Raw genomic sequence first — 26802 nt, 5'->3', positions numbered from 1 at the left:
GCATGGCAATATCTCCTTCCGCTGTCGGCGACCCCGCCCGGCCCCCTGCCGCTTCCTCGCCGCCCCGCGCGTCGTCCGAACCCCGGGCCGCGTTCAAGGACTCCACCTCCGTCGGCCTCGGGCTCGTGCCGCTGGGCCTGGCGTTCGGGCTGCTCGTGACGGAGTCCGGGCTCGACTGGTGGTGGGCGACCGCCTTCACCACGCTCGTCTACGCGGGCTCGTTCGAGTTCCTCCTGATCGGTCTGGTCGTCGCCGTCGCACCCCTGGCCACCGTCGCGCTGACCGCGTTCCTGGTGAACATCCGGCACCTCTTCTACGCGCTGTCGTTTCCCCTCCACCGCGTGCGGGGGCGCCTGGCCAAGGCGTACAGCACCTTCGCGCTCACCGACGAGGCGTACGCGCTGACCACCGGCGAGCGCGCCCGCTCCTGGCCGGGCCGGCGGATCCTCTGGCTCCAGCTGATCATGCACCTGTACTGGGTCGGGGGTGCCACCGCCGGCGCCCTGCTCGGCTCCCTCCTGCCCGGCAGCGTCACCGGCCTGGACTTCGCCCTCACCGCGCTGTTCGCGGTGCTCGCGCTCGACGCCCTCCGGGACCGGCGCGGCGACCTTCCGACCCCCGTCCTCGCCGTCCTCGCGGCGCTGGCGGCCCGGCTCCTGTTCCCCGGGCAGATGCTCCTGGCCGCCTTCGCCCTCTTCACCGCCGGGCTGCTGGCCCGCCACCTCTCCACCGACAGGGAGCCGCACCGTGCCTGACACCCCGTACCTCATGGCCGCAGTCGCCGTCTCCGCCGCTGTCACCTGGGCCCTGCGCGCCGTCCCCTTCGCCGCGCTCGCCCCGCTGCGGTCCAGCAGTACGGTCCAGTACCTCAGCACCCGCATGCCGGCCGGCGTCATGCTGATCCTGCTCGCCTACTGCCTGCGGGATCTCCCGCTGACAGAACCACGCACGCTGGCCCCTCTGGCGGCACTCGCTGTCACCGTAGGGCTGCACCTCTGGCGCCGTAACGCGCTGCTGAGCATCCTCGGCGGCACCACCGCTCATGTCCTTCTGGTGAGCACGGTCTTCGCCCACTGATCCACGGTCAGCCGCCACCCGGCCGGGGCATTTGAAGTGCCTCCGGTCCGCGTTGTCAGGGCACTGTGACCAGGACGCGGCCGTGGTCGCCGGCGTCGAGGCGGGCGTGGGTCTTGGCGATGTCCTCCAGCGCGTAGCGGTCACCGACGGCGACGGTGAGGGCGCCGACGGCGGCCGCAGGGTGACGTTGTTGAACAGTAGGGGCCACAAGCGGCTGGCTCGGGTCGTCCATGCCGTACCCGAGGGTGATCCCGCACAGCGACGCGGCTGGTGTCGTCGACGCAGTGGGAAGCGGGGTCGAGGCCCGGCGGGTCGGGCAAAGGGTCTGGGGCTACGGGTTGACGTCCGACCAGAACAAGGCGGTCGGCCCGCCCAGGTCTTCGTCGGTGAGCTTCTTCGCCCAGGCCGGTTCGGCGAGGACCTGCTGAAGCGGCAGCGTGTTCACCTGTCAGCGTTTCCGGCGCGAGGCAAGTCGATAGGCGGTTCGGCCGGACGCTGTCGGCGGGCGGTTTTCTCCTGGCGCTCCTTCTCGTATTGCGCGGCGCGGCGCCACTGGTTCGCGGCCGGGAGTGTTGGTCCGCCTCGGCTTGCTGTGCGGGGCCTGCCTATGCTGCCGCTATGGGTCTGGATCTCACGCTGTTCATGGCGGACTGGAAGCAGTTGAGCGCTATACCTGTCGACAACCGGGTCCAAGCACTGGACGACACGACCTGGCCGCCAGGCGTTGACGACGAATACCTCCAGAGGTACGGACTTGCCGGCGGCTGGCTGTGGCCCCCGGACCGGGAAGCTGCGTGGTGCGCCGAATACGGCTTCTTCACCACCACCGGCGCCTATCGCGCGCATGCCCGCGCGGGCGATGCATGGGCCGACATACGGCCTCTCGTCGACGCATCCGTGCGCGAGGCGATGGACACCTTTCTCGTCGGTCTGATCTGGGACGCGGACCCGGCCGACGATCCTGCACTGACGGGCGGCGGAGGGTTCTTCCCGCCGGCTACCGACCGTGGGTTCCCGCACGTTCTTCTGGTGTGCCCGCCTGAGGCAGTATCCGGCAAGGCCCTCGCCTGGAAGCAGGTGGAGTCTCACCTCGAGGAGTTGCGCGAGCCGTTCGCCGCCGAGTGCGAGGGCTGGGCGGGCCGCCCGGACACCTTCGAGGACTTCACCGCGCTTCTGTGCGAATGGGGCGACGTGACCACAGAGGCCGCCCGCCGCAGTTGGGGACTGGTGGGCCTGCCTTAGAGGCCGCACAGATGGGCACGGTGGCGGTACCTCGTTGGCAAAGCAGGCACAAGTCTTGGCGATCATGGAGTTGCGACGCTCTGTGATCAGCGGGGAGACCTGTGCCTGTGCTGCCGTCATGGCTGACCGAACCATTCTGGAACCGTGCACCTGGACGCCGGCTACGACTCGGACAAGACCCGCACCCTGCTCCACGAACTCGGCCTGCACGGCCGCATCGCGCACGAGGGCGAGAAGGCACCCCTTCAGGCAAGTCAGAGGTGGCACGTCGAACGCACCCACGCCTGGCAGAACGCCTTCCATCGCCTCGCCCGCTGCTACGAGCGCCGGGCCACCGTCATCGGCGCCCTCTTCGACCTCGCCGACACCATCATCACCGTGCGTAGCCTGTTCCGCCGAGCGTGGACCACCCGCCGCTGGGAGGACCGCCCCCACAGCCGCCCGTGACGGACCGCCATCTGCGCCAGTGGTCGGCTGGTAGCTTGGCTTCCATGATGGTGGCATTGATCGACTCAGGGCTTGGCCTCCTTTCCACCACAGGATGGCTTCGGCACCTCGCCCCGGAGCTCGATCTGCTTCTGTTCCTGGACCCCGACGGCGCCCCCTGGGGATCGAGAACTGCCTCCTTCGTCACGGACCGTCTGTTCAGTGCCGCCCAATTGGCCGTCCAGCGAGGTGCGGAGGCCATCGTGGTCCCCTGCAACACCGCCACCGTCACCGCGATCGACGCTCTGCGTGAGAGTTTCGAACCCCGTGTGCCTGTGATCGGAACCGTGCCCGCCGTGAAGTCGGCCGCAGCGTCCGGCCAAGGCATCGCCGTGTGGGCAACCGTCCGGACCACGGCGAGTGACTACCAGGATCGCCTGATCGCGGACTTCGCGAACGGTCGGCCTGTCGCGCGTGTCGCATGCCCCGGCCTGGCCGAGGCGATCGACCACGGAGACATGGCCGCAGCAGCAGAAGCGATCGCCGACGCGGCCGAGCGGACCCCCCCGAATTGCGACTCCGTGGTGCTGGGATGCACGCACTACCCCCTGGTGGCACCAGAGATTCTGCAGAGCCTGCCCACCGGAACCACCCTGTACGACAGCGCGGAGGCAGTCGCCCGCCAAGCACTTCGGCGATTGGACCGAACCACAGAATCGCACAGCACCACGGGCTCCATCGACGTGGTGCTCAGCGGGCGCCGCGGACATCTCCCAGCAGGCGCCCACGCCTACCCGGTGGGTCGCGCCCTTGCCGCCGCAGCGCGGGTGCCCCGCGAAATTCTCATCTCCGCCGCAACTCGCGCCTCGATGAACGCTCGGGCGATCTGAGAAAGCCCCGGAATCTCTACAGCTTGTCGGCCAGGCATACAGCCACTCTGTTTCGCGGTAGACCCCTGGGAAATCACAGAGAGTGACAACTGTGTGATCGCCCAGGACCTGTGCCTGCCTCGCGCTGGGCTCCCCACCACACCTATCTGCGCGACCTCTTAGCTAGCCGGGGTGGAGGTCTGCGATCCGCCGCATCGCGAGGCCCGGCAGGTGGGCGACCCGGCAGCCCGCGTCCCGGGCGGCGGTCAGATGCGGTCTGGCGGGGTGTCGTCGGTGCGTGTTCCCAGGCCGTCCAGGACAAGGTCGACCAGGATACGGGGGAGGTCCTCGTCCAGGGGCTCCCGCGAGAGCAGCACTCTGCTGTGCAGGGGAGCAATCAGTGCTTCGAGCGCCACGCGCGGGTCGGTCCCGGCGCGCAGCTCACCTCGGGCGATGCCGCGTTCGATCATTACGGCGGCCAGCTCGATCCTTGATCGCCAGAACGTTTCGCGCGCCTTGGCTATCTCTGCATCCTCCACGGGGATCACTGCGACGTGGGCGAGGACGGCGCCGAGGGGGCTGTTGAGGTAGTCCGCCACCAGGGTGGCGAAAGCCAGCAGGTCCTCTCGTACGGAGCCGGTGTCCGGTACCGGAATGTGGCGGTCGCTCGCGGCGAGCAGGGCGTCGATGAGGAGGTTCTCGCGGGTGCGCCAACGGCGGTAGAGGGAGGTCTCGTTCACGCCGGCCCGCTTGGCGACGTCGGCGAAGCTGAACCGAGTCGTTCCGCCCTCGGTCAGCGCATCGAGGGTGGCGTCGAGCACCGCCTTGCGTACGCGGGCGGCCCGTCCGCCGGGCCTGCGCTGGATCTCGTCGTCACTCACATGTATCACCTCTCACACCCACCCTAACGCAAGAGTTCTTGCTTTTTTGGCGCGCGTGCACCACGGTGTTTGAAGCAAGTTTTCCTGCTTTTAGCGTAGCCCGGTGGTGACGTGAAAGGAGACCGACATGTCCTTCGTATGGCCCCAGGACCCGCGTGACCTGTTCGTCGAGCGCTACCCGCAGATGGTCGCCTTCGGACTGCCCGCCTCCGATGTCGACGCCGTCCGCGCCGCCATCACCGAGATGTGGCCCGATGCCCCGGGCGGCTGGGTTCGCGAGTGGTCGCAGCTCGCCGACCGATACGCCGCCGACGGTCGGCACGACCTGGCGGTGCTCGCCTACGGCTATGCCAAGTTCCCCACCCTGGCCAACGAGCCCAAGCGCATGGCCCTGGCCCGCCAGGCCGAGGAGTACCAGCTCGCCGCAGCCGGCTTCCCCGTCGACTTCTCACGCCGCATCCTGACGCTCCCGCACCAGGGCGGCTCGACCCAGGTCCCGGTGCACATCCTGGCCGCGCCGGACCTGCCCGCCGACGCTCCCGTCACCCTCGCCAGCGGCGGCGTGGACAGCTGGAAGATGGACCTGCACTCCCTGCTCGTCGGCCTCGCCCTGCAGACCCGCACCCGCATCATCGCCTTCGACCTGGCCGGTACCGGAGAGACCAGCCACATCCCCATGACCCACGACGGCGGCACCGAAATCATCGAGGGCCTCATCACCGAGGCCCGCAGGACGGGCAACGGGCAGGTCGTGCACTTCGGCCTGTCCATGGGCGGCTACTACTCCGCCCGCACCGGCCTCACCGGCGCCGTGGACGCCGCCATCAACATCGGCGGCCCCGTCGAAGCCGCCTTCGCCCCCGGACGCACCTTCGCCTTCGGCATGGAGGGCATCGTCGGCAACGCCCTCGGCTTCAACGAATCCCCCAGCCCTGAAGAGCAGTCCGCGGAATTCGCGAAGTTCAACCTGCGTCACCTGCTCGACCAGGACACCAACGCCCCCATGCTCGTGATCAACGGAGCCGACGACGTCCACGTGCCCCAGCACGACACCCTGGTCTTCCAGGGCCGCCGCGACACCCGCGTCGACCTCATCCCCGGCACCGGCCACTGCGCCATCACCAAACTGCCCGAGGTCATGCCGGTCATCAACGACTGGCTCAAGCGGACGCTCGGCATCTGACACGTCCCCAGCACCGACGGGCTGGTCGGGTGCCCGGCGTGCTCATACGCCGGGTGCCCGACCAGCCGGATCGCTCACCTCATGCCACGTCCTGAAGGCGGTGCCTCGGCTGCCCGCACTGTCGAGCCGTCGGGTCAAGGACCGTCCGCTGCTGCCCCGCGAGGCCGACGTCGAGCTGGTGCCGGTCATGTGGCGGCGGGTGATGCTGTTCAATGTCGAGCTGCCGTAGGGCGCGGTCGATCGCGATGCGTACGTGGTCTGCGTGCTGGAGCAGTCCCACCGCGCCCTGAACCGGCGGGACGTGTTCGCCGCCCCGCTCGCGATGGCCGCCCACGCCTTCCTCACCGTTGCCCGGGCCGGCGAACCCGACGCGAGGAAAGCAGAAACGGATCCTTTGAACTTGTCCCGCTCAGCGTCCCCGAGCTCAGACGCCTGATCACCCGCCACACCCACACCACCCGCCACGCCACCGATCAGGTCCTGCACTGGTCGAACTGGCGTCGACGCCAACAACACCAAGCCCGGATCAGCCACTGCAAGCAACGACGCCACAGCCCGTGAAGCTGCAACAACGCCACGCCCACCGCGATTGCAGTACTAACCGTCGATCCGCTCGGCCACGGCCATCAGATCAGGGTGCAACCGGGATCTGGCATCGAACAGTTCGATGCCCAGGAGCCGTCCTTGCGCGTCGTAGTCGAGTATCGCCGAGGTGTCCTCGTCGGAAGGCTCCTGCCGGACGGCTTCGCCCGGGCCGATCTTGTCGACGAGGTAGATGTACGCCATGTTTGCCGACGCGTCGTATTCGATCCGCATGTGCCGTCCCTCTGTGTCGTGGGTCGAACCGGGGCGCGGGGCGCCCGTCGGTGGGGATGAACCAGCCGTCGAGCGCTGGTCGGGGGTGTGCTGATTCCCGGGCTGCGCGGATGCGTTCGCGCGACCGGGCCGACATTACTCAGCCGGACCCCAGGGCGTCACGGACGATTGCGGCGGACGCTCGGGCGGCAGCGAGGACCGGAGCCGTGTCGTGGGCCGCGCGGGCGAGCATGAAGGCCCCTTCCAGCAGGGCGATCACCGAGCCCGCGGTCTCCCGGGCGGTGTCCGCCTCGATGCCCGCCCCGGCGTAGAAGCCGGCGAGGGCCTCGACCCACGAGGCGAAGACGTCCGCCGTCGCGCGACGCAGCGCCTCGTGCGTACTGGCGACCTCCAGGGCCACGGTGGCGATCGGGCACGGGTCGGCGAAGTCCAGCTCCCGCAGGGTTTCGGCCGCGCCCGTGAAGGCGGCGGCGGTGGCGGCTGCCGGATCCGCCTCGGAGGCGGCGAAAAGGCTGCCGATCAGCTCCAGATAGGCAGCCCCGGAGGTGCGGATCACCTCCTCGCCGAGCTGGCCCTTGCCGCCGGGGAAGAAGTGGTACGCCGAGCCGTACGGGGCCCCGGCCTCCGAGACGATCTGCTTCATGCCGGTCGCCGAGTAGCCCTGCCGCCGGAAGAGTTCGGTGGCGGCAGTGACAATCCGCTGCCTGGTGTCGCCAGTGATTCTCATGCCGGATAGTCTCTCACTAGATCGGTCTATCCAGTGGTGGATACGGGGAGGGCATGCGATGCCGGAGATCGAACTGAGCGCCGGAACCATCGAGTACACCGACACCGGGGGCGGCGTGGGCGAGACCGTGGTGCTCGTCCACGGGCTCGCTTTCGACGGATCGGTCTGGGACGCCCTCGTGGCGGATCTGCGCGAAGACTTCCGCGTAGTCGTCCCTGTCCTGCCGCTCGGCAGCCACCGCCGCCCGATGCGGCCGTCCGCGGACCTGTCGGCCCAGGGCGTGGCGGACCTGCTCGCCGAGTTCCTGGAGCGGCTGGACCTGCGTGAGGTGACGCTGGTGCAGAACGACGCGGGCACGGCCCAGCTCCTGCCCGGCGTACGCGACGAGCGCATCGCCCGACTGGTGCTCACTTCCTGCGAGGCGCTCGACAACTACCCACCGGGCATCCAGGGCCGCACCCTGCTGGCCGCGAGCCGAGTACCGGGTGGCCTGTTCCTGCTCCTCCAGTCCTTCCGGGTGCCCTTCCTGGCGTCGATGCGCAGCTCACTGGGTGGCATGACGGCGCATGGGATTCCGTACGAGCGGGTGCGTCGCTGGTACCGGCCGCTGCTGACCGACCGGGCGATCCGCCGAGACCTCGCGCGCTTTCTGCGCTCCACGCAGAAGGACACCTATCTTCGGGCCGCCGAACGGCTGCGGCACTTCGACCGGCCGGCGCTGGTGGCGTGGGGCGCGGAGGACCGGATGATGCCGCCCGAGACCGGCCGGAGCCTTGCCGAACTGTTGCCGCAGGGGCGCTACGTCGAGATCCCCGAGGCCGGAACGCTGGTCCCCTTGGACAACCCGGCGGCACTCGCCCACGAGCTGCGCCGGTTCATCGAGGGGAACGACTGAGAGCGGGAGGCCGAGGTGCTGCTGCCGGCGCGGCCACGGGGGTTCCCGTGAATCGTGACGGGTGCGATTTGTCGTACCGTCCGGTCCGGCGCTGATTCACTAGGCTGTACGGAGCAACACCGCGCGCGGGCACGCTTTCCCGCCGCCAGAGGGGAAAGCAGGCACGCGATGCGGAGCCCATCGCGTGCCAGGGCCACTGCTCCCGCTCCGTCGGCATCGCCCAGCCCCGAAAAGAGGAAGCACCATGTCCTTCGCTCCCCTCGGCCGGCACAACGGCGAGCACAGCGACTACTGCAACACCAGTCTGTGCTGCCGCTGTCAGCAGCGGAACTGGACGACTCAGCAGGGCAGCGAGCGGCTGTGCGGCCTGTGCGCGGCCTGCTGCCGCGAATGCGGCAGGGCGCCGGCACCGCACCTGGACGGGCTCAACGACGGGATCTGCGTGGACTGCCGAGGACTGTGCACCCGCTGCCACAAGCCGCTGCCCGACGGAGGAGTCTGCCACTGCCAGCAGTGGAAGCAGAGCCCGGGCGGCGACCCGATCCGCTTCATCATGCAGGGCTTTCCCCAACCACTGCTCCAGGCGCTCGGACACCGGGTCCCGCGCACCCTGCCCGACATCCTGTTCCGCGAGCTCGAGCACCGGACGGCTGCCCAGCTCCTCGACCGTATCGAAAGGCGCTGGAGCAACCGCTGGTCCCACGCGATCCACGAACGCGGCGAGGAGAACCGTCGCCGCTGGGCACCCCAGGAGATCGCTGAGGCCCTGGTGAGCCCCGGCACCTGCTCGAACCGGGCATGCGAGGACGGATACCTCCTCGCCGACGGCGCGCCCTGCCCGTACTGTCAGCACCCGGCCCACCGCTTCGTCCCCGCCACTGCCGACGCGATCTCCACCTCGGAACACGCACGGGCGACCGCCGCACAGATCCGGCAGGCGCTCATCAGCAACCGCTCCGCCGGGAAGAAACCCAACAGCGGAACGCGGCCGGGCGCGTGGCCGCCTCCTCCCGCCGGCTGAAACCGGGGATCAGCGGCCCGCGCCGACCGGTGGCCAGGCGGCTACTTCGCCGCTGCGGCGTTCTCCTGTGCGAGCCGTTCCATGCCGCTCTGCGTCTTGAGCGGCTTCTCCTTGATGAACAGCACCGCGATCAGCGCGAGAAACGCGAAGGGGGCTCCGATCAGGAAGACATCCGCGGTCGCGACGCCGTACGCCTGCTCGACCACCTGCCGAGCCGGTTCGGGAAGGGTGGACAGGTCGGGAACGCCATGGCCGGCGCCCCCGTTGTCCGCCGCCCCGCCGAAGCCCTTCGCCATCTCGCTCGCCACCCGGTGGCTCAGCACGGCGCCCAGCGCGCTCGTGCCGATCGCTCCACCGAGGCTGCGGAAGAACGACAGCACCGAGGTCGCCGCACCCAGCTCCGACGCGGGTACATCGTTCTGGGCCGCCAGCACCAGGTTCTGCATCAACATGCCGACGCCCACGCCGAGTACCACCATGTAGACGCTGAGCAGCCCGAACGAGGAGTCCGCACTGATCGTGGAGAGCAGGCCCATGCCCGCGGTCATGATGATGCCGCCCGCGATCAGGAAGCCCTTCCACTTGCCGCGGGCGGAGATGATCTGCCCGGCGACGGTCGTGGAGATCATCAGACCGAGGATCATCGGCAGGCTCATCAGGCCCGCGACGGTCGGCGTTTTGCCGAGCGAGATCTGGAAGTACTGGGAGAGGAACACCGTGCCGCCGAACATGGCCACGCCCACCAGCAGGCTCGCCACGGTCGTCAGCGTCACGGTGCGGTTGCGGAAGATGTCCAGGGGAATGATCGGCTCCTGGACCCTGGATTCGACCAGTACCGCGGCGACCAGCAGGACCACACCGGCGCTGACCAGGGCGGCGGTCTGCCACGAGGCCCAGTCGAATTGGTTGCCCGCGAGCGTCACCCACAGCAGCAGCGCGCTGACCCCGCTCATGATGAGGACGGCACCGAGATAGTCGATCTTCACCTCCCTGCGGACCGTGGGCAGCTTCAGGGTGAGCTGGAGCAGCACGATCGCGAGCAGCGCGAACGGCACACCGATGAAGAAGCACCAGCGCCACCCCAGCCAGGAGGTGTCCACGAGCACACCGCCGATGAGCGGTCCCGCGACGGTGCCGACGGCGAACACGGCGCCGAAGATGCCGGAGTAGCGGCCGAGTTCACGCGGCGGAATGATCGCCGCCATCACGACCTGGGCGAGCGCCGTGAGACCGCCCGCGCCGATGCCCTGCACCACACGGCTCACGATGAGCAGGCCGACGCTGTGCGAGAAGCCGGCGACGAGCGAGCCGACGATGAACATCGACAGAGACAGCTGGATGAGCAGCTTCTTGTCGTAGAGGTCGGACAGCTTGCCCCAGATCGGGACGGTCGCCGTCATCGCCAGAAGTTCGGCGGTGACCACCCAGGTGTACGAGGACTGGCTGCCATGCAGATCGGCGATGATCCTCGGAAGTGCGTTGGAGACCACGGTGGAGGCCAGGATGGCCACGAACATGCCGGCCATCAGGCCCGACATGGCCTGGAGTATATGACGACGCGTCATGGCCGGTGCGGCCCCCTCGGGCGCACCGGCGGTACCGGTTTCGGGTGTGACGGCAGCGGTCATCGGCTGGCGTTCCTCATTTTCTGGGTTCTCGGGTGACAGGCCCCGGGCGGGGCCTTCGGGCGTGCTTCAGTCGTTGAGGCCGGCAGCCAGAGAGGCGAACGCCTCGTGATAGATGCTCTGGAACGTGCGGGTACGGCCTGAGGCCACCCAGAGCTCGACGGCGGCGCGCACGGCGGCGATCGTCACGTGCGCGAGGAGCCGGGGGTAGAGATCGGACTCGGGGTCCTGGCCCAGACGTTCGGCCACGGCAGCGATCAGCGCGCGTTCGTCCGCGCCCTGGGCGGCCAGGAATTTGGACAGCAGCGCAGGGTTCTTCCTGAGCACGGCCATCTGGAGCTCCCAGCGCTCGTGGTCCTCCTCGATGTGGGCGAGTTCCTGGCCGATCGCCTCGCGCAGGGCATTGAGTGCCGTGAGCTCCCTCGGTGCGTCGAGCACCGCCCGACGGGCCCGCTCGGCGTTGTCCTGGTTGGGACGGGTGATCGCGTCCTCGAGGCACGGGAAGTAGTTGAAGAAGGTACGCACGGATACGCCGACCGCATCGGTGACCGCTTCCACGGTCACGTTCTCGATCCCGCGGTCTGCGGCCATGCGCAGCGCCACGTCCGCAAGGGCGTTGCGCGTCGCCCACTTCTTGCGCTCGCGCAGCCCGAGAGGGATGTCGTCGGCACTCATGAAGTGCATGCTATGCAAGTTTGCGTGATGTGCAAAATTCCCGGATGGCCCGGGACCGTCCCCCTGTGCGACCGCGGAGGACGGCCGACGGGGCCGGGAACGCGCAAGGGGCGGGTGGCGGGGACCGCCCCACTACCCGCCCGCCCCGGAACGCCGCTCAGGGAGTCTCGTGCGCCGATGCCGGGTACACCACCCCGTCCATGGAGAGGAGTTCGCCGATCCGCTCGGTGAGGTCCTGTGCGAGCAGCGGGCCGCCGTCCGCCGAGCGGATGCCCGGGGTCTCACCCGTCAGCACCCGCCCCACGCGGCCGCGCCCCGCGCTCAGCACCTCGCCCGTGACCGGCACCTCATCGGAGAGCAGCGCGGCCACTACCGGCGCGACCGCCTCGGGCGGCGCCTCCTCCCGCATCCGCTCCAGCACCTCGGGCGGTACGCCCTCGGCCGCCGCCGACATCCGCGACCAGGCCACCGGAGCCACGGCGTTGACCCGGATGCCGTGCGGGGCCCCCTCGGCGGCGAGCGTCCGCGTCAGCCCCACGATCCCGGCCTTGAGCAGAGAGTACGCGGCATTCCCCGCCATCCCGTACAGACCGGCCGCCGAGGTGACCAGGACGACCCGGCCCCGCCCGCGCTCCGTGAAACGGGGCCAGGCGGCCCGTACCAGTCGCCAGGCGCCGAGGGAGTGGATGGCCGTCATCCGCTCCAGCAGCCCCTCGTCGATCTCGGTGAACTCCAGCCCCGGCCGGTAGATCCCGGCGTTCGCCACGATCCCGTCGACCGAACCGAACTCGGCGCACGACAGGGCGATCAGGGACTGTGTTCCCTCGACGCTGCTCGCGTCCGCGGTACTGGCGACCGCCGTCCCGCCCGCCGCCCGGATCTCCTCGACGACCCGCGCTGCCGGGCCCGAATCCTGGCTCCCGGTGCCGTCCGTCGCCGTCCCCAGGTCATTGACGACGACACGGGCGCCACGCCCGGCGAGGTCGAGGGCATAGGCCCGGCCGAGCCCCCGGCCCGCGCCGGTGACGACGACGGCGCGTCCGTCCAGCCTCAGCGTGTCCCGCGTCATGCCGACACCTCCGTGCCCAGCGCGAAGCCCCGGTAGCCGGACCGCGCCACCTCCTCGCACCGCTCCCGATAGTGGCTGAGCCCACCCGCGTACGGCATGAACACCCGTGCCTTCCCTTCCACGTTGGCGCCCACGTACCAGGAATTGGCGCGCGGGTAGAGAGTCGTGTCGGCGACCTCGTTGACATGGGCGACCCAGGAGTCCTGTGCCTCGGGCCGCGCCTCGATCCGGTCCACCCCGTCCTCGCGCAGCCGGCGCAGGCAGTCCACGATCCAGTCGACGTGCTGCTCGACCGCCCGCACCATGTTGACCAGCACCGAGGGGCTGCCCGGCCCGGTGACCGTCAGCAGGTTGGGGAAGCCGGCCACCGCCACGCCCAGGTAGCTGCGCGGTCCGGAAGTCCACTGCTCCTTGAGGGCCCGGCCGCCCGTCCCGCGGATGTCGATGCGGGTGAGCGGTCCGGTCATGGCGTCGTAGCCGGTGGCCAGCACCAGCACATCGGCCGGGTAGGTGCCGGCTTCGGTGCGGATGCCGTCCTCGGTGATCTCCACGAGCGGTTCGTCCCGCAGGTCGACGAGGTCGACGTTCTCCCGGTTGTACGTGGAGAAGTAGCCGGTGTCGACGCAGATGCGTTTGGCGCCGATGGGGTAGTCCAGCGGGACGAGCTTCTGCGCCGTCGTCGGGTCGTCCACGGCGTCCCGGATCTTCTCGCGGACGAACTCGGCGAGGTGCTCGTTGGCCTTCCCGTCCGTCAGTACGTCGGTGAAGACCGACATGATCTCGGTCCCGCCGATGGCCCACTTGCGTTCGAAGGCGGCCCGGCGCTCCTCCTCGCCCACATCGAGGGCCGAGCGGCCGGTGGAGGCGATGTAGAAGCCGGAGAATCCGGTACGGGCGTACGTGCGCAGCTCCTCCAGTTCAGCCTTGGCCCGCCAGCTCTCCCGGCCCGACAGCGGACGGTTGCGGGCCGGCAGGCTGTAGTTGGGGGTGCGTTGAAAGACCGTCAAGTGCTCGGCCTGTGCGGCGAGTTCGGGCACTGCCTGGATGCCGGAGGAGCCGGTGCCGATGACGGCGACGCGTTTGCCGGCCAGGTCGACTCCCTCGTGCGGCCAGCGGCCGGTGTGGTGCACCTCGCCGCGGAAGGTGCCGAGGCCGGGCAGTTCGGGGACGCGCGATGCGGACAGGCAGCCCACGGCGGTGACGAGGAACCGCGCCCGGGCGCGGCGGCCGTCCTCGGTCGTCAGGAGCCATGCCCTGCTCTCCTCCTCCCAGGCGGCGGAGGCCACCCGCGTCTCGAAGGAGATCATCGGCCGCAGGTCGAAGCGGTCCGCGACGTGCCTGGCGTAACGCAGGATCTCGGGCTGGGTGGCGAAGCGCTCGGTCCAGTCCCACTCGGCGTGCAGCTCGGGGGAGAACGAGTAGCAGTAGTCCAGGCTCTCGACGTCGCAGCGGGCTCCGGGATAGCGGTTCCAGTACCACGTACCGCCGACGTCGTCGCCCGTCTCGAAGGCGTGGCAGCTGAACCCGTGGGCGCGCAGCTGGTGCAGGGCGTAGAGGCCGCCGAAACCGGCGCCGACGACGAGCGCGTCGTATTCCGGTACGGGGGTTGCTGAGTCGGTCATGTGCGGCTCCTTGCGGGGGAGAGGTTTCTTCGGACGCCGGGTTCTTCAGACGGCGAGGCCGCGGCGCAGCGCGTCCAGCGCGCCCTCGGTCATGCGGCGGGTCACGGCCGTGTCGGGCACGAAGCCCGCCGCGCCGTGGAAGGTGCCGGGGAAAAGGTGCAGTTCGGTCGGGACACCGGCCCGCACGAGGCGCTGGGCGTAGTCCAGGCCCTCGTCGCGCAGCGGGTCGAGGTCGCTGACGGCGACATACGCGGGCGGCAGCCCCGAAAGGTCCTCGGCGCGGGCGGGCGCGGCGTAGGCGGGCACCGGGGCGGCCGGGTCGCGGTCCGCCCCGAGGTAGGCCCGCCAGCTGTGCACGGCGTTGGGGCGGTTCCACACCGGCGTGTCGGTGAACTCCCGCATCGAGGGGGTCTCCAGGCGGTCGTCCAGCTCCGGGATGTCGAGCAGCTGGAAGCACAGCGCCGGTCCGCCGCGGTCCCTGGCCAGCAGGGCGAGGGCAGCGGCGAGGCCGCCCCCGGCGCTGACCCCGGCGACGGCGATCCGTGCCGGGTCCGCCCCCAGGTCGGCGGCGTTCGCCGCCAGCCACTCCAGGGCCGCGTAACAGTCGTCGGTGGCGGCCGGATAGGGGTGCTCCGGGGCCAGGCGGTAGCGCACGCTGACGACGACGGCGCCGAGTTCGGCCGCCCAGCGCGCCGCGAGGGCCCGGTCCCCGTCCCCCTCCTCCAGGATGAACCCGCCGCCGTGCACATAGAGCACGGCGGGCAGCGCGGTCCCGGCCCCCGCCGGGCGGAAGACCGCCACCGGCACCTCGGGGGCACCCGCGGTCCCCGGAACGCTGTGCTCGCTCAGCTCGACGCCCTCGGGGACGACGAAGGGCGGCGCGGCGGCGCCCATCGCCTCGACGGTGGCCCGCGCGGCGGCGGCGTCGCCGACATCGAGGGCGGGCAACAGGGCGAGCCACGGGGCGAGTTCGGGATCGACGGGCAGGGGAAGGGGCACAGGGGCCTCCGGCGGACGACACGGAGCGGCCCCGGACGGAGTGAGTACCGCCCGGGAGAACCGCTGCTGACGTCCCTCAGTCTGTGTCCGCGGCCCCGACCGGGTCATGAGCCGGTTGGCGCGCGATCCGCCCTCGTCCGCGCCGCTTGGCGCCTTGCGCCCGGCAGGCGGCGGAGACAAGGGGCGCGAGCGACTCGTCCGACGGCGTACTCCGTCCCCGCGCGTCCTTCGCCCTTTGCGCGTTCTCGTGCGCTGCCCGCGTCTGACGCCTCTGCGTGTCCTCGTGCGCCGCCCGCGTAGGCGGCTCTACGCGGGGTTGTCCCGCAGGCGGCGCAGGGCGAGGGCCAGCGCGAGCCGGAACCGGCCCACCGTCTCGCCCAGCTCGTAGCCGAGCGCCGCCTCCGCCCGCGCGACCCGTACCGCCACCGAGTTGTGGTGCAGGTGCAGTTCCCGCGCCGCCGCGCGCAGCGAACCCGCCTGGACCAGGACCTCCAGCGTGGTCAGCATCTCGGTACCGCCGCCCGGCTCCGCGGCGAGCGCGTCCAGTACGTCCAGGTCACCGATGCCGGCGATGGCAGGGCCGGACAGTTCCCGGGCGAGCACCTCGAAGGCGCCGAGCGAGGAGTGGTAGATGGCGGGCTCCTCCACGACCGGGGCCAGACCCACGTCCGAGCGTGAGGTCCCCGCGAACCGCAGCGCCCGCACCGCACCCTCCCAGGAGCGCGGCGCCTCGGTCGCGGTGGCCTCGGGACCGACCCCGATCCGGAAGCCCGCCGGGGCGAGCAGCCGCTCCGGCAGCGGGCCCGTCACGGCCACCGCGTGCACGGAGCCGAGCGCGGCCGTCCGGCGTCGGCCCGCCGAGGCGGGAGGGAGCCGTTCGAGGACCGGCGCCATCCCCTGCGGGCCGCGCCCGCCGTCGACGGCCAGGAGAGTGAGCGGGCCCGAAGGTGCGAACCCCAGCAGCCGCAGCGCACGCGCCCGCTCAGGCAGCGGGGCGGTGGAGCTGATGACGGTCTCCAGCAGCGCCGGATCGAGCGGCACCGCTTCGCTCCCGCGACGGCTCAGCACGGCGTCGCAGGCCAGCGCCAGCCGCTCCAGGAGCAGCTCGTCGAAGGGCTGCGGGGCACCCTCTCGTGCCAGCCAGGCGCACTTCCCGCCGCGCAGCTCCCGGAGGGTCGCGCCCGGCGGAGGCCCGCCCGGCCGCGTACTGCCGTTCGGCCCGGCCGTCAGACCGTCGGGACCGGGCCCGGCCAGACCGACCGGGCACTCGGCGACCCGGGCCGCCGTCCCCAGTACCCCGTCGAGGCCGAGCCGTTGCTCGACGAGGGTGTCGAAGAAGCCGATGAGCCGCATGGCGCTCTCCGCCCCGGCGTTGAGCCCGGCCAGCCGCAGCACGAGACCCCGCATGTGCCCACCCCGATCTCCCCGTCGCAGAGTGCTGTGATCTTGCTACGAGTGTCGTCCACTGCGGCGGGCTGGGGAAGAGGCGCGTCCGGCCCGGTGGCTCCGGGCGCTCGGGGGACGGGGCCCGAGGGCCCCTTGCCGGTGGTCTCGAAGCCCGCGACGAGCAGTGTCATCGCGACATTGACGAGTTCGCCCGGTCGACGGTGCCCGGCAGCAGCAGGTCACGGACCAGCTGAGACAGGACGTCGTCGTGGGACGCACGGGCCTTCTCCTGTACGAGGACGTCGAGGTAGTCGCCCAGTTCACGCAGAGCGATGCGTACGTCGGCGGGGTCCGCGTCGCCTGCCAGGGCGCGAGCGGCTGCCTGCTGGAAGAAGGCGTGGTCCGCGTAGGGCACACCGAGCAGCAGACAGATGACCCGTGCCGGAACGGGGCGGGCGACCAGCGCCACCAGGTCGGCGGGCGGTCCCGCGTCCAGCAGGTCGTCGAGTGCGGAGTCGATGACCTGCTGGATCCTGCCGGTACGAGTCCCCCTCGGACTCCACGGCAGTGGGGTCCCGGATACCCGGTCCGGCCCCCCGGGCCGTCAGCCGGCTGACGGCCCGGCGAGCCGGTCGTGGTACGGGAACAGCCAGGAGTGATGTCCGGGCCGGCCTTCGCCCTTCGCCACTGACCGACCGGCGAAAGCAGCAGCGTGGGCCGCGGTTGCTCAGACCTTGCGGCCGACCTGCAGGGTCTTCTCGAAGAGCGTGAACGACTTGGGCTCACCGCCCGGCTGCTGCTTGCCCGCCTTGTGGCCGACGAGCCGGTAGCCGTCGTTCACGTAGTAGGTGTTGAGGCGGGCATTCCCGGCCAGGCAGTCCAGACGGACGAACGCCCGCCCCACCGCGGCCACGCGCCGCTCCGCAGCCCGCAGCAGCAGCCGTCCCGTCCCCGGCCGGGCGCTGCTGTGGTCAACCATCAGCCGGTGCACGTAGCCGGCCACCGGCGGCTGCGGTCCCCAGGCGTCCTCGTCCGCCCACCACAGCTCCCAGGCCCCGGCCGCGCGGCCATCGGCCTCGGCGATCCAGACCTCGCCACTCGCCATGATCCGGCGGAAGTGGTCCTCGTCCAGCTCGCCGGGCCGCCACTGGCCGGTAATGCCCTGGTCGAGCATCCAGCGGGCCGCGTCGTCGCGCAGGCGAACGAGAACGGCGAGGTCGGTTTCGTCGGCGAGGCGGAAGCGCAGTTCGTTCACGTCGCGATCCTCGCACGGGCGCTCGATGCTGTACGTGCCGACCGAACGGGAACGTTTCCCGCCGTGGTGGCACCGACGCGAGAGGTCCACGAGATCGGTCAAGTGAGTGCTGGTTATCTGAGTGCTCGCGATAGTGCATCTCACCATGGGGCAGCATGTTGATGGCCTGCAGGGCACGATGCGATGCGGGCCATGTCACCTCGAAACGCACGCGAACTCCGCCGGATCGTCAGCCGGTTGACACCGTCTGGAACCAACCGCCATCGTCGTACGACCCGGGCGAAGGCCAATGAAGAAGCTCAGCTGAATTCGTGGACCAGCTGGATCTCACCGACGATATGGGCGTTGAATTCATCGAGTTCTTCGGCTGGAACCCACAGCTCAAGGATCGTCCGCCCGCCGGCCTGCTGGACGGGGTAGCGACGCAGAAACTCGGACTCGACCTCGAAACGCGTGACGAACCCGGCTCCGTCATGCTTCACGTTCCAGTCCCTCGCGATCCTGATTGCGTAGTCCTCGTTGAGGACCGGGTAGAAGATGGGCTGCTCGGGAAGACGAGGCGGCCACGCACGCCAGTTCAGTTCCCGGACCAGATCCAGCTCCTTGGGGCCGGTCGGGCGCCACAGGGTCGTCGTCGCTTGCTGGCTGATCATGAGAATCGCTCTCTGAACGTCGGAGGCCGCCGGAACGGCTGGTCGGGGACCGGACGATACCCGCACGGCAAGCCGGTCAGCCACGACGTTTCCGCACTTGGGCACGGGCACGAAGCCCGGGTGGGCAGTGCGTGCAGGCAGAGCAGAGGAATCGCCTTGCTCATCCTCCCGGAGAGTTACGGGCCCAGAGTGGCAGCGGCTGCTTCGGCTTCCGTTGGGCGGCTTGGGCTTGCCAGGGCTGGTTGAGGAAGCCGTCATTCGGCTGGGCGCTTTGATGTTCGGCCCCGAGGCACTTTACGGCCTGGACGGGTTCTCCCACCTTGAAGTGGTGTTCTTCTTCGACCAAGTCGACAGCCAGGAGATCGACTGCGGCACCCGTCCCGTCCCGTGCCTGGCCGGCAGGACGAACGCTGGTTGGCGTCTTCGCGCAACGCAGCCGTCGGCGACCCAACAGGCTCGGTGTTTCGATCTGTCGGCTCACGGCCGTGGATGGCCTGGACATTCGCGTCAGCGGACTGGACGTGGCGGCCGGTGCGGCGACGGGCCCCGCCGGAGACGAGACCGGGGTGCTCGCGCACATGCCGCCTCGGCCTCGTCGGGATGGAATGCGAGGCGGTGCCCCGAAGCCCTGGCGGGGTGGCGGCACCAGGCGTGTGACGTGTGGCGTGTGCCTGCCGAGTTCGACTTCGCGCTCCGGCAAATGGCGTAACCGTCGCTGGGCCGCGCTCGTGGTGATCAATAACCTGACGCCCGGCGCGTGACCTCGCGCCTGTCGGACAGAGAAGGCGAGCGACCCCCAGTGGAACTCCCGATGTTGCAGCGCATGGCTTGGATCACCGCGGCGGCCGCGGTGCTGACGATGCTCGGCGGCGCCCCGGCCGGTGCGGACGGCGAATGGCAGAAGGTCGGTGGTGACGTCCGTAGCGGAGTCAGCGGTCTCGCGTACGAAGGCCGTACCGCGGACGGAGAGGGGGTGCACGTGCTGGCCGTGCACGACAACAAGCAGTCTGGGCAGCGGCGCCTGTCGCGGATCACGCACTGGGAGGGCTCCGACGGCATCTCCCCGATCACCTGGGACGGGCCGGAACCCGTCGACCTGGAGGCCATCGAGGCCATCCCCGGCATGCCTGGGGAGTACCTGGCGCTCACCGGCCGCGGCATCGTCTACCGTCTGAAGGTCACCGGCTCCACGGCGGCGGTCGTCGACTACTCGCCGCTGCCGGGAATCGGCGAGGGCGACGACTTCGAGAGCTTCGCACTCGTCGCCCGGGACGGGAAGCTCGCCGCCCTGTGGGCGGACCGGGGAGCGGGCGCGGATCGTCCCGCCACGTTGTACGCGGCGGCGTTGTCGTTCGCTCCGTGGGGGCAGCCGCAGTTCGGCGCTGTGACGCGCCGGGCCTACCTGGCGGCGTACCCGACCGGTGAGGGCACGCGGCACATCTCCGACATCTCGGTGACCGGCTCCGGCCGGATCATCGTGAGTTCGGCAGCGGACGCCGGTGACGACGGCCCGTTCGACTCCGCGGTGAGCGACGCGGGCCGGGTGGCCGTGTCGGCCGCCGGCCGGGTACGGGTCACGCTCGCGGCGCACCCGACCGTGCTCGGGACGTTCCCGCGGTACAAGGTCGAGGCAGTGGAGTGTCTGCCCGGCTCCGCCGACGCCCTTCTGGGCACCGATGACGAGAACCTCGGCGGTTACGTGCGGACCATGCCGTTCTGCGGAGCCTGACCTCGTCGCCGTGCGCAGATCGACCCCTGAACACGCCGATGCCGTGGGCGGGTTCGGGGGCTCGCGTGATGTGATGCCGGTTTCCGGGATCCGGTTGGGGTTGTGGAGACCGGCGTTGTCGTTCGGGGCGGGCGCGGGCCGAGATCATCCGCGCCTACGAGCACGCCGTCGGAGCCCGGAAGAAAGAGGGCCCCGGACGGCGAACTGCGGCAGCATGCCCTCGCGCTGATGGGAGGGAAGCGGCCTGGCCGCTACACGGTGGGGGTTGTGCGGGCGTAGGTGAGGAAGGCTGCTCCGGACTTCAGGACGGTGTGGTCGGTGAGTTCCCAACTGCGCGGATCGAATGCTGCCTTGTGGGAGAAGAGCGGTATACCCGTGCCGATGGTCATCGGGCTCAGCTTGATGATCAGCCCGTCGATCTCGGAGTACAGCGCACCGGCCAGTTCGGCACCGCCTACCAACCAGATGTCCTTGCCGCCCTGCTGCTTCAACTGCCGGATCGTCGCTGCCGGATCGTCGGCAACCAGTTCCACGGCCGGGTCCGGGCTCTCGCTCATCGTCCGCGAGAACACCAGATGGCGCAGATGTGGGTAGGCGTCGGTCACTCCGGCCCGGAGACCGATCTCGTAGGAGCGCCGCCCTTCGACGATGGTGTCAAAGTGTGTGCCGTCGGCCGTGACGGACAGTGCGGCACGGGCCGGGCCGGGCAGGGTTTCCGGGTACTCGGTGATGAGGTGCTGAATGTAGTCCTCGGGGATCGGCCAGAAGCCGTCCGGACCGGTGGGGTCGGAACCGTCCGGTCCCGCGATGAAACCGTCGAGAGTGGACGCGATGTAGTACACGAGCTTGCGCACGGACGACCTTCCGTTGATCGATTGACAGTGGCTGGCTGGCTGGCTGGCGGCGCGGTGCGAAACGAACGCAAGCCGTACAGCTCAGCCCATGGAGCCTCCATGATCACTGCGCGCCTGTCCTGGAGCAAGGACTGCTAGAACTCAAGCCCACTCCTAGGGGAACCCTGTAGGGCCGGCCCTACATCGGGCGGGCAGGTGGCCCCATGTCCCTGTGGAACTGTCAGCGGGCAGGATCCATACATGACTTCACAGCGCTTCCATATCCGGTTGCTGGTCGGTGCGGCCGTCCTCGGCAGCGGGGCGGTTCTGACCGCGCCGGTCTCGGCCTCGGCCGTCGACAGCCAGACCCGACCGGCTCCGACCTCGCAGGCCTCGATCGCCGACACCCCTGCCCGGCAGGCACAGGGCGGAGCCGTTGTCTCCTCGCGCCAGGTCGCCGATCTGACGGCACAACAGATCGCCTCGGAACTGCAAGGAAAGATCGACTCCTCCCAGGTCCGTTACGGAGTGACGGCATACCAGGTCGTCTATCGCACCACGAACAGCGCGGGTGATCCCACCATCGCGAGCCAGCTCATCGTGTTACCCAAGACCGCCGGCCGGCGTCTGTCGACCGTCTCCTGGCTGCACGGCACCATCGCCTACCGCAAGGACGTCGCCTCGGAGGATCCTGCCTCCGGCGACCGACTCGCCGCGTACTTGTTCGCATCGACCGGACGCGCGGTCTCGGCCCCCGACTACGTGGGCCTCGGCGCGGGCGAGGGCTTCCATCCCTACGGCGACCCACGGGCCACCGTCGCCGCCGCCGTCGACGCGCTGCGCGCGGCCCGTACCTTCGCCCACCGAGACGGCCGGGAGCTCGAGCGTACGGTCCAGGTCAGCGGGTTCTCGCAGGGAGGGCCTGCGGCCATGCTGGTCGGCCGGGCCCTCCAGAAGGAGGGCGCCGACCGGTACTTCCGGCTCGGAGCGCTCGCCCCGGTCGCCGGCCCGTTCCATCTGTCCGCGTTCGAGGCGGACGCGGCGGACGACAAGATCGACAAGTCCGGGCTCTATCTCGCCTACTTCGCCACCGCCTGGAACAAGACCTACGGCCTCTACGGCTCGCCGAGCGAAGCCTTCCGCGCGCCTTACGACCAGATCGTGGAGGAGCTGTTCGACGGTGATCACACGACCGAGCAGATCGCCGGTGCGCTGTCGCCCGCTTCCAAGGACCTGTTCACCGAGGACTTCCTCGACAAGATCCGTACGCCAAGCGGTGTCCTCAAGCGCCGACTGCACGCGCTGGACACCACGTGCGACTGGAAGCCGAACGTTCCCGTGAGTCTCTTCCACGCCCGCGGCGACAAGGACGTCGATGACTCCCACTCCGAATACTGCGCGCAACAGCTGACGGACAACGGCGCCGACCACCGGCTCACCGATGTCGGCGACTACGACCACAACAACTCGGTGAGGCGGGCCCTTCCGCGCATCGTCCGCTTCTTCGACGAGGCCACTGACGCCGATTGACAAGCCCTCAAGGTGAGGATGCGATGACGCCTTGATCCTTCCGACTCCTTACCTGTTCAATCGATAGATGACCGAGACCGATGCCGACCTGAGTGCCTGGGCCGCGCTGCCCGAGGGCTTTCGTCCCTGCGAGCGCATCTCCCATGCGTGGTTGCGCGGCCTGGGCTCCAACCGGGCCGCGTCGGCGGAGGTGCTGATCAGCCTCTTCGACGCGAGGACGAAGCCCTTCGTGCACTTCCTGTACCGCGATGACCTTCCGGCCGGTGTCCTGGACGCGGCGGTCGTCCACCCCGCGAGAGCAGTCCGCGGCATTGCAGCGGAATCAGGAAGACTCTCGCCCATGCAGTGGAGCCGGCTCCTCTCCGCCACCCCGGATTCGCCGTTCCGCAAGGCTCTGGCGGAGCTGGCAGCGGAGCAGGCCGCTTATCAGGAGACCGGGGCACGAGTCGGTATCGAGCGGGCGCCGGACTCCGAGTCCCGACCGCCTTCGAGCCCGGCCGAGATCGCGGCGATGGCGGCCACCGTTCCTGATATCACCGCCGATGACCGTACGTACGCGGTGTGGTGGATTGCCGCCCTCCATGCAGACACTGACGCGATGCGCCGGCTCGCCGTGTCGCCGAACCTTCGGATCCGACGCAGTGTGGCCCGCGCTCCGCACCTTCCGCCGGACGTCGTGGAGCTCCTTGCCCGCGACGAGGACCGCATCGTGCGCCTCTTCCTCACCGAGTCCTGTGAGGACGCCCCGGCGAGCCTGCTCCTGGAAGTGTGGAGCTGGTGGTCCGGCAGCTTCTCGTTTCCGGGGCGTCCTCGCAACCACCCGAACTTTCCCCGTCATGACCTCCTCCGCTTCGCCGATGACCCAGAGCCCCGTATTCGCCTTCTGGCGCTCGACGACCCCGCATCGTGCCCCGCCCTCGTCGAACGGTTCAGCCGCGACCCCGACGCCGAAGTGCGCAGCAGCGCCGCCGGTGACCTGCGCCTTTCCCCCGAATCCGCTGCCAGACTGGCGGGCGATGCCGACCACCGCGTCCAGCGCTCGGCCTGGCAGAACCCGGCCCTGCCGCCGGAAGTCCTGATCTCCTTGCTCCTCGATGAGCACAGCGCCGAGGACGCCGCCCACAACCCATCGATTCCGGCGGCAGCCATGCACCGCATGATCGCCCTGGCCGCTGCGAACGCAGCGGCGCCTTCGACCTACGGCGGGCAGTGACGTGCTGCCCCATGTCTACCGGGTCACCAAGTACGACACCGCCGATCGTGATCAGCACGGCCGCTACATCGGTGCCGAGTCCGAGATCAGCGACCACGGACCGGTCGAGGCCGCCTACCTGATGGCCGTCGCCGCCTTCGCCGAGGACATGGGCATCGATCAACTGGCCATCCGTGAGCCGGAGATCAGCGGCTTCGTCCATTTCGGTGTGGAACCGGCAGTCGACGGCCACGGTCTGGCCGGCCTCTTCCCGCACGACCTCGCCGGTTTTCACGATGGTGCGCCGGTGCCGGTCGTGGTCGGTCTGGAACTCGTCCGGGCGATGCTCCGGGACAACGGCGCATGGTGCCGCCTGGAGGTTGAGGGGGCATTCACGGTGCACGTCGGCTGGGACCAGTACCTCTACGTCGGCAGCAGCCGGCCCTGCGAAGCGGCGCTGGCCCGAACCCGCTCGCTCGGACTGTTCGCGGAACGCCTGGACGCGTCGCCGTACGACTTCGCCCCCGACCAACTGCACGTACAGCGCCCGGCCGACGCCGACTTCTGGGCCCGCCTGAACTGGACGGTCAGTACCCGCCGCGCGACTTTCCTGGAGGAGACCTACGTCGGGAACGCGTCTCGCTGGCACCGTCTCACACGTGACAACATCGCGGCCGTGCGTGCCCGACTGGCTCCTCGTGCCCAGCTGGCAGTCTGGCCGGACCTGCTCACCGAGGTCGACGCGGTCGTGGCAGCTCTGCCCGACGAGGGCACGGTGGAAATCCTCTGGGAGGACGCGAACGGCCGCATCACCAACACGATTGCCGACGAGACCCAGTTCGAAGCACTGATCCCTCGTATCACCGATGCGTGTGCTGCTGCCGTCGTACCCCTGGACGCTGATGAGTGTCACCCGCTGTTCACGGCGGTTCTGCCCGACAACGACGGCATTCTCCGAGCGCGCTGGCAGACCGAGCCGACGCCCAGCGACCGGGACTGGGCCTTCCTGAAGACCCTGCGGCGCGGTCAGGTCGTCACCGGCACCGTGACGGCAATCGCCGATTTCGGAGTCACGTTCGTGGACATCGGCGGCTTCACCGCGATGATCAACATTCCGGAGTTGTCCTGGCGCCCCTTCGACCATCCCTCCGACGTCGTCAGCGTCGGCCAGGAGATCACGGCCGAAGTCCTCGACGTCGACATGGGCCGGGAACGGGTTCCGCTGTCGCTCAAAGCAGTGCAGGAGGACCCGTGGCCGCAGCTGGCGCAGCGGGTCGGGGAAATGGTCACCGGGCCGGTCACGAAGATTGTGCCGTTCGGGGTCTTCGTCCGTATCGAAGACCGGGAGGACGGCTTCGAGGGGCTGGTGCACATCGGAGAGCCGGCTGAAACGCCTGTCGAGCGGCCCGAGGACGTCGTGTGCGTGGGCGACATCCTCACCGTGAAGATCGTTGATGTCGATCTCACGCGCTGCCGCATCGCCCTTTCGCGTGCTCAGGCCGGTGATGACAGTGATGGCGGCGCTGCCGGTGCTGCCGGTTCGTGACGAGCTCGGCGGCGGCCCAGGACTCATTGTGACGGGCCGGGCCGGGGCACCGGACGGGAGCGATGGTGGAAATCTGTACCGCCCACCGCCGTGATGTTCGGCGCCCTGATCGGCCCGACCAGCGGGTTTGCCACAACCGTGACCGGCGCCCCGATCCAGACGGAGACCGACGCCCGACAACTCGGCCGGGTTGCCTCGGTAGGCCCACCACCGGGGGAGCGGCCGTCGGTCCACTTGCAGCCTGACGTTCACGCACTCCCCACAGCGGTTCCGCGTCTTCGAGGGCTACACCGACGGCAGAAGCGCCAGCGCCTTCTTCGCGTTGTGCTCGGCGACCCCCTGCATGAACGCCCGGTCGGGAAAGTCACCGTCGAGGAGGCGCAGCGGACCGGCTACCAGCGACAGCCGCATTGCGAGCATGTAGAGGTCGAGCCGTTGCGGATCGAGACCGGGACGGGCCAGTGTCGTGTACCGCTCGTGGAAGCGGATTTGGAGGAAGACATGCTCCCACTCGATGTCGAAGTACATCAGGTCCTCGATGTCGATCAGGACCGGGTGCCCGTCGGCATCGACCAGGACGTGGTCGGGTCCGAGTTCTCCGTGGATGAGGCCGTATTCCGTGCGAGGGCTCACCCGGTCGGCCAGCTCCTGCAGGCGGTCGTGCAATGCGGTGTCAGCCGTCGCGATGCTGTCGTCGCGCCCCGCCGCCTCCTTGAGGTCCCGCAGGGCGCGGTCGAGGACCCGTCGCTCGCACGAGAGCTCGGACACGCCGGCGCCCTGCTCCAGCAGGTCCACCCTGCCGTAGTGCTGGGCCCGGTCGCGGTGCATTACGCCGAGCATCTCGGCGAGGTCGACCAGGGCTCCCGCGGCGCGATCGGGATCACTCTCGAAGAGGGCTTCGAGCGTGCCGCCGGAGATGTCCTCGACCACGGCGAAGTCTGCCGGACAACGGCGTCGGCTGTCATCCGCCAGGAGTACCCGTGGAACCCGCACTCCGAGGCTGCACAGGGCCCGTTGTGCGGTCAGGAACGGGACCACTCCTGAGGCGGGCGCGAGCGGGTCGGCCGGATCGGTCTCTTGCGTGCTCGGCCAGTAGTTCTCGGCCTCGGCCCAGCTGTAGACGATCACACTCTCTGGGCGGGGACCGTCGAGGCGGACCCGGTACACACCCTTCTTGCTCCCCCCGCGCAACCGGTCCACCGCGACAACGCGGCGTCCTGCTCCCAGCGCATCACGCACAAGTTCCGACAGGCCTTCGACGTCCGCGAATTGCCGCATCCGCAGAACCTATAGGAGACGGCGCCGCGCGTACCACTGGATACTTCCGCCGTCTACCGACGAACGGCACCGCCCACGTGCACGGCACGCTGCTGACGGGGGAGCCACTCAGTCCTTGATCAGCAGGTCGTAGGGCTCGTCCTCCGCCGTGAAGATCAGGATGAAGTCCTTACCCGTCCTGGTGGCGACCCCGTGCAGGCGAGCCAGGACTTCGGTTTCAGCGGGAAGGCCGAGGCCGAGAACCTTGGCCGCACGGTCCCGTCGGACTGTCAG

The 26802-nt window shown here is 69.7% G+C and carries 27 protein-coding genes and 3 pseudogenes; 15 read left to right on the top strand and 15 right to left on the bottom strand.

Going from position 1 to position 26802, the window contains the following annotated elements; all coding sequences use genetic code 11:
- Positions 1-2 precede the first annotated feature (2 nt).
- Positions 3-755 carry an AzlC family ABC transporter permease gene (locus OG978_RS03855; RefSeq protein ID WP_326763799.1) on the top strand — a complete coding sequence of 251 codons (753 nt, stop codon included), beginning with the start codon at positions 3-5 and terminating at the stop codon, positions 753-755.
- On the top strand, positions 748-1077 hold the full coding sequence (locus OG978_RS03850) for a branched-chain amino acid transporter permease (protein WP_326763798.1): 330 nt from the start codon (positions 748-750) through the stop codon (positions 1075-1077). The genes OG978_RS03855 and OG978_RS03850 overlap by 8 nt, the downstream gene beginning before the upstream one ends.
- Positions 1078-1132: 55 nt before the next feature.
- Here the strand turns inward: OG978_RS03850 and OG978_RS03845 are convergent, their stop codons facing one another.
- On the bottom strand, positions 1133-1309 hold the full coding sequence (locus OG978_RS03845) for a hypothetical protein (RefSeq protein WP_326763797.1): 177 nt from the start codon (positions 1307-1309) through the stop codon (positions 1133-1135).
- Here OG978_RS03845 and OG978_RS03840 point away from each other — a divergent pair.
- The 4 genes and pseudogenes from OG978_RS03840 to OG978_RS03825 form a co-directional block, all read left to right on the top strand.
- A pseudogene (locus tag OG978_RS03840) lies at positions 1290-1424 on the top strand (alcohol dehydrogenase catalytic domain-containing protein); the annotation flags it as partial. The gene OG978_RS03845 and the pseudogene OG978_RS03840 overlap by 20 nt on opposite strands.
- A gap of 271 nt (positions 1425-1695) precedes the next feature.
- Complete coding sequence (locus tag OG978_RS03835) at positions 1696-2319, top strand: hypothetical protein (protein ID WP_326763796.1); 624 nt, start codon at positions 1696-1698, stop codon at positions 2317-2319.
- Between the two features lie 141 nt (positions 2320-2460).
- Positions 2461-2766, top strand: a pseudogene (locus OG978_RS03830) (transposase); the annotation flags it as partial.
- A 44-nt stretch (positions 2767-2810) separates the two neighbouring features.
- The gene (locus tag OG978_RS03825) at positions 2811-3635 is read left to right on the top strand and encodes a glutamate racemase (RefSeq protein ID WP_326763795.1); all 825 of its coding nucleotides are present in this window, start codon (positions 2811-2813) and stop codon (positions 3633-3635) included.
- 245 nt (positions 3636-3880) lie between these two features.
- Here the strand turns inward: OG978_RS03825 and OG978_RS03820 are convergent, their stop codons facing one another.
- Positions 3881-4495, bottom strand: a complete 615-nt coding sequence (locus OG978_RS03820) for a TetR/AcrR family transcriptional regulator (protein ID WP_326763794.1) — start codon at positions 4493-4495, stop codon at positions 3881-3883.
- A 127-nt stretch (positions 4496-4622) separates the two neighbouring features.
- Here OG978_RS03820 and OG978_RS03815 point away from each other — a divergent pair, with 127 nt between their 5' ends.
- Both OG978_RS03815 and OG978_RS48230 read left to right on the top strand, forming a co-directional pair.
- On the top strand, positions 4623-5678 hold the full coding sequence (locus OG978_RS03815; protein WP_326763793.1) for an alpha/beta hydrolase: 1056 nt from the start codon (positions 4623-4625) through the stop codon (positions 5676-5678).
- 88 nt (positions 5679-5766) lie between these two features.
- Positions 5767-5994, top strand: a pseudogene (locus OG978_RS48230) (hypothetical protein); the annotation flags it as partial.
- Between the two features lie 281 nt (positions 5995-6275).
- Here the strand turns inward: OG978_RS48230 and OG978_RS03805 are convergent.
- Entirely contained in the window at positions 6276-6494 is a 219-nt protein-coding gene (locus tag OG978_RS03805; protein ID WP_326763791.1) for a DUF2283 domain-containing protein, read from the bottom strand.
- Positions 6495-6633: 139 nt separating this feature from the next.
- The gene (locus OG978_RS03800; RefSeq protein ID WP_326763790.1) at positions 6634-7221 is read right to left on the bottom strand and encodes a TetR/AcrR family transcriptional regulator; all 588 of its coding nucleotides are present in this window, start codon (positions 7219-7221) and stop codon (positions 6634-6636) included.
- 58 nt (positions 7222-7279) lie between these two features.
- On the opposite strand from OG978_RS03800, the gene OG978_RS03795 reads away from it, so the two are divergent.
- Together OG978_RS03795 and OG978_RS03790 are read left to right on the top strand one after the other, a co-directional pair.
- A complete protein-coding gene (locus tag OG978_RS03795; RefSeq protein WP_326763789.1) occupies positions 7280-8116 on the top strand; it encodes an alpha/beta fold hydrolase in 837 nt (278 codons plus the stop codon).
- 244 nt (positions 8117-8360) lie between these two features.
- Positions 8361-9137, top strand: coding sequence for a hypothetical protein (locus OG978_RS03790; protein WP_326763788.1), 777 nt, complete (start codon positions 8361-8363; stop codon positions 9135-9137).
- 41 nt (positions 9138-9178) lie between these two features.
- On the opposite strand, the gene OG978_RS03785 is transcribed toward OG978_RS03790, so the two are convergent.
- The 9 genes from OG978_RS03785 to OG978_RS03745 form a co-directional block, all read right to left on the bottom strand.
- Entirely contained in the window at positions 9179-10765 is a 1587-nt protein-coding gene (locus tag OG978_RS03785; protein WP_326763787.1) for an MDR family MFS transporter, read from the bottom strand.
- 66 nt (positions 10766-10831) lie between these two features.
- The gene (locus OG978_RS03780; RefSeq protein ID WP_326763786.1) at positions 10832-11437 is read right to left on the bottom strand and encodes an acyl-CoA-like ligand-binding transcription factor; all 606 of its coding nucleotides are present in this window, start codon (positions 11435-11437) and stop codon (positions 10832-10834) included.
- 157 nt (positions 11438-11594) lie between these two features.
- Positions 11595-12506 carry an SDR family NAD(P)-dependent oxidoreductase gene (locus OG978_RS03775; protein ID WP_326763785.1) on the bottom strand — a complete coding sequence of 304 codons (912 nt, stop codon included), beginning with the start codon at positions 12504-12506 and terminating at the stop codon, positions 11595-11597.
- Positions 12503-14128, bottom strand: coding sequence for a flavin-containing monooxygenase (locus tag OG978_RS03770; RefSeq protein ID WP_326763784.1), 1626 nt, complete (start codon positions 14126-14128; stop codon positions 12503-12505). The genes OG978_RS03775 and OG978_RS03770 overlap by 4 nt, the downstream gene beginning before the upstream one ends.
- Before the next feature lie 45 nt (positions 14129-14173).
- Positions 14174-15127, bottom strand: coding sequence for an alpha/beta hydrolase (locus tag OG978_RS03765; protein ID WP_326763783.1), 954 nt, complete (start codon positions 15125-15127; stop codon positions 14174-14176).
- Positions 15128-15433: 306 nt separating this feature from the next.
- On the bottom strand, positions 15434-16534 hold the full coding sequence (locus OG978_RS03760) for a helix-turn-helix domain-containing protein (protein WP_326763782.1): 1101 nt from the start codon (positions 16532-16534) through the stop codon (positions 15434-15436).
- A 166-nt stretch (positions 16535-16700) separates the two neighbouring features.
- On the bottom strand, positions 16701-16982 hold the full coding sequence (locus OG978_RS03755) for a hypothetical protein (RefSeq protein WP_326763781.1): 282 nt from the start codon (positions 16980-16982) through the stop codon (positions 16701-16703).
- 258 nt (positions 16983-17240) lie between these two features.
- On the bottom strand, positions 17241-17768 hold the full coding sequence (locus OG978_RS03750) for a GNAT family N-acetyltransferase (RefSeq protein WP_326763780.1): 528 nt from the start codon (positions 17766-17768) through the stop codon (positions 17241-17243).
- 299 nt (positions 17769-18067) lie between these two features.
- Entirely contained in the window at positions 18068-18421 is a 354-nt protein-coding gene (locus OG978_RS03745; RefSeq protein WP_326763779.1) for a hypothetical protein, read from the bottom strand.
- Positions 18422-18741: 320 nt separating this feature from the next.
- On the opposite strand from OG978_RS03745, the gene OG978_RS03740 reads away from it, so the two are divergent.
- Entirely contained in the window at positions 18742-19182 is a 441-nt protein-coding gene (locus tag OG978_RS03740) for a TrmO family methyltransferase domain-containing protein (RefSeq protein ID WP_326763778.1), read from the top strand.
- 62 nt (positions 19183-19244) lie between these two features.
- The gene (locus tag OG978_RS03735) at positions 19245-20150 is read left to right on the top strand and encodes a hypothetical protein (RefSeq protein WP_326763777.1); all 906 of its coding nucleotides are present in this window, start codon (positions 19245-19247) and stop codon (positions 20148-20150) included.
- A 251-nt stretch (positions 20151-20401) separates the two neighbouring features.
- Here OG978_RS03735 and OG978_RS03730 read toward each other — a convergent pair whose 3' ends face one another.
- Positions 20402-21004, bottom strand: a complete 603-nt coding sequence (locus OG978_RS03730; protein ID WP_326763776.1) for a dihydrofolate reductase family protein — start codon at positions 21002-21004, stop codon at positions 20402-20404.
- 240 nt (positions 21005-21244) lie between these two features.
- Here OG978_RS03730 and OG978_RS03725 point away from each other — a divergent pair, with 240 nt between their 5' ends.
- The 3 genes from OG978_RS03725 to OG978_RS03715 all read left to right on the top strand — a co-directional run bounded on the left by OG978_RS03725 (position 21245) and on the right by OG978_RS03715 (position 25251).
- Positions 21245-22513 carry a hypothetical protein gene (locus tag OG978_RS03725; RefSeq protein ID WP_326763775.1) on the top strand — a complete coding sequence of 423 codons (1269 nt, stop codon included), beginning with the start codon at positions 21245-21247 and terminating at the stop codon, positions 22511-22513.
- Between the two features lie 67 nt (positions 22514-22580).
- A complete protein-coding gene (locus OG978_RS03720; RefSeq protein WP_326763773.1) occupies positions 22581-23726 on the top strand; it encodes a hypothetical protein in 1146 nt (381 codons plus the stop codon).
- A gap of 1 nt (position 23727) precedes the next feature.
- Positions 23728-25251: a S1 RNA-binding domain-containing protein gene (locus OG978_RS03715; protein ID WP_326763772.1), complete on the top strand. Its 1524-nt coding sequence runs from the start codon at positions 23728-23730 to the stop codon at positions 25249-25251.
- Positions 25252-25536: 285 nt separating this feature from the next.
- Here OG978_RS03715 and OG978_RS03710 read toward each other — a convergent pair whose 3' ends face one another.
- Entirely contained in the window at positions 25537-26529 is a 993-nt protein-coding gene (locus tag OG978_RS03710) for a phosphotransferase family protein (protein WP_326763771.1), read from the bottom strand.
- Between the last annotated feature and the right edge of the window lie 273 nt (positions 26530-26802).

The sequence above is a fragment of the Streptomyces sp. NBC_01591 genome (assembly GCF_035918155.1).
Taxonomy (GTDB): domain Bacteria; phylum Actinomycetota; class Actinomycetes; order Streptomycetales; family Streptomycetaceae; genus Streptomyces.
Note: the sequence above shows the minus strand (reverse complement) of the source record. Positions and strands in the feature narration are given on the sequence as shown.

Excerpts from the sequence above, each read along its gene's own strand:
- OG978_RS03855 (WP_326763799.1), top strand. The coding sequence starts at position 3 with ATGGCAATATCTCCTTCCGCTGTCGGCGACCCCGCCCGGCCCCCTGCC.
- OG978_RS03845 (WP_326763797.1), bottom strand. The coding sequence starts at position 1,309 with ATGGACGACCCGAGCCAGCCGCTTGTGGCCCCTACTGTTCAACAACGT.
- OG978_RS03835 (WP_326763796.1), top strand. The coding sequence starts at position 1,696 with ATGGGTCTGGATCTCACGCTGTTCATGGCGGACTGGAAGCAGTTGAGC.
- OG978_RS03825 (WP_326763795.1), top strand. The coding sequence starts at position 2,811 with ATGATGGTGGCATTGATCGACTCAGGGCTTGGCCTCCTTTCCACCACA.
- OG978_RS03815 (WP_326763793.1), top strand. The coding sequence starts at position 4,623 with ATGTCCTTCGTATGGCCCCAGGACCCGCGTGACCTGTTCGTCGAGCGC.
- OG978_RS03805 (WP_326763791.1), bottom strand. The coding sequence starts at position 6,494 with ATGCGGATCGAATACGACGCGTCGGCAAACATGGCGTACATCTACCTC.
- OG978_RS03800 (WP_326763790.1), bottom strand. The coding sequence starts at position 7,221 with ATGAGAATCACTGGCGACACCAGGCAGCGGATTGTCACTGCCGCCACC.
- OG978_RS03795 (WP_326763789.1), top strand. The coding sequence starts at position 7,280 with ATGCCGGAGATCGAACTGAGCGCCGGAACCATCGAGTACACCGACACC.
- OG978_RS03790 (WP_326763788.1), top strand. The coding sequence starts at position 8,361 with ATGTCCTTCGCTCCCCTCGGCCGGCACAACGGCGAGCACAGCGACTAC.
- OG978_RS03785 (WP_326763787.1), bottom strand. The coding sequence starts at position 10,765 with ATGACCGCTGCCGTCACACCCGAAACCGGTACCGCCGGTGCGCCCGAG.
- OG978_RS03780 (WP_326763786.1), bottom strand. The coding sequence starts at position 11,437 with ATGAGTGCCGACGACATCCCTCTCGGGCTGCGCGAGCGCAAGAAGTGG.
- OG978_RS03775 (WP_326763785.1), bottom strand. The coding sequence starts at position 12,506 with ATGACGCGGGACACGCTGAGGCTGGACGGACGCGCCGTCGTCGTCACC.
- OG978_RS03770 (WP_326763784.1), bottom strand. The coding sequence starts at position 14,128 with ATGACCGACTCAGCAACCCCCGTACCGGAATACGACGCGCTCGTCGTC.
- OG978_RS03760 (WP_326763782.1), bottom strand. The coding sequence starts at position 16,534 with ATGCGGGGTCTCGTGCTGCGGCTGGCCGGGCTCAACGCCGGGGCGGAG.
- OG978_RS03745 (WP_326763779.1), bottom strand. The coding sequence starts at position 18,421 with ATGATCAGCCAGCAAGCGACGACGACCCTGTGGCGCCCGACCGGCCCC.
- OG978_RS03735 (WP_326763777.1), top strand. The coding sequence starts at position 19,245 with ATGGCTTGGATCACCGCGGCGGCCGCGGTGCTGACGATGCTCGGCGGC.
- OG978_RS03725 (WP_326763775.1), top strand. The coding sequence starts at position 21,245 with ATGACTTCACAGCGCTTCCATATCCGGTTGCTGGTCGGTGCGGCCGTC.
- OG978_RS03720 (WP_326763773.1), top strand. The coding sequence starts at position 22,581 with ATGACCGAGACCGATGCCGACCTGAGTGCCTGGGCCGCGCTGCCCGAG.
- OG978_RS03710 (WP_326763771.1), bottom strand. The coding sequence starts at position 26,529 with ATGCGGCAATTCGCGGACGTCGAAGGCCTGTCGGAACTTGTGCGTGAT.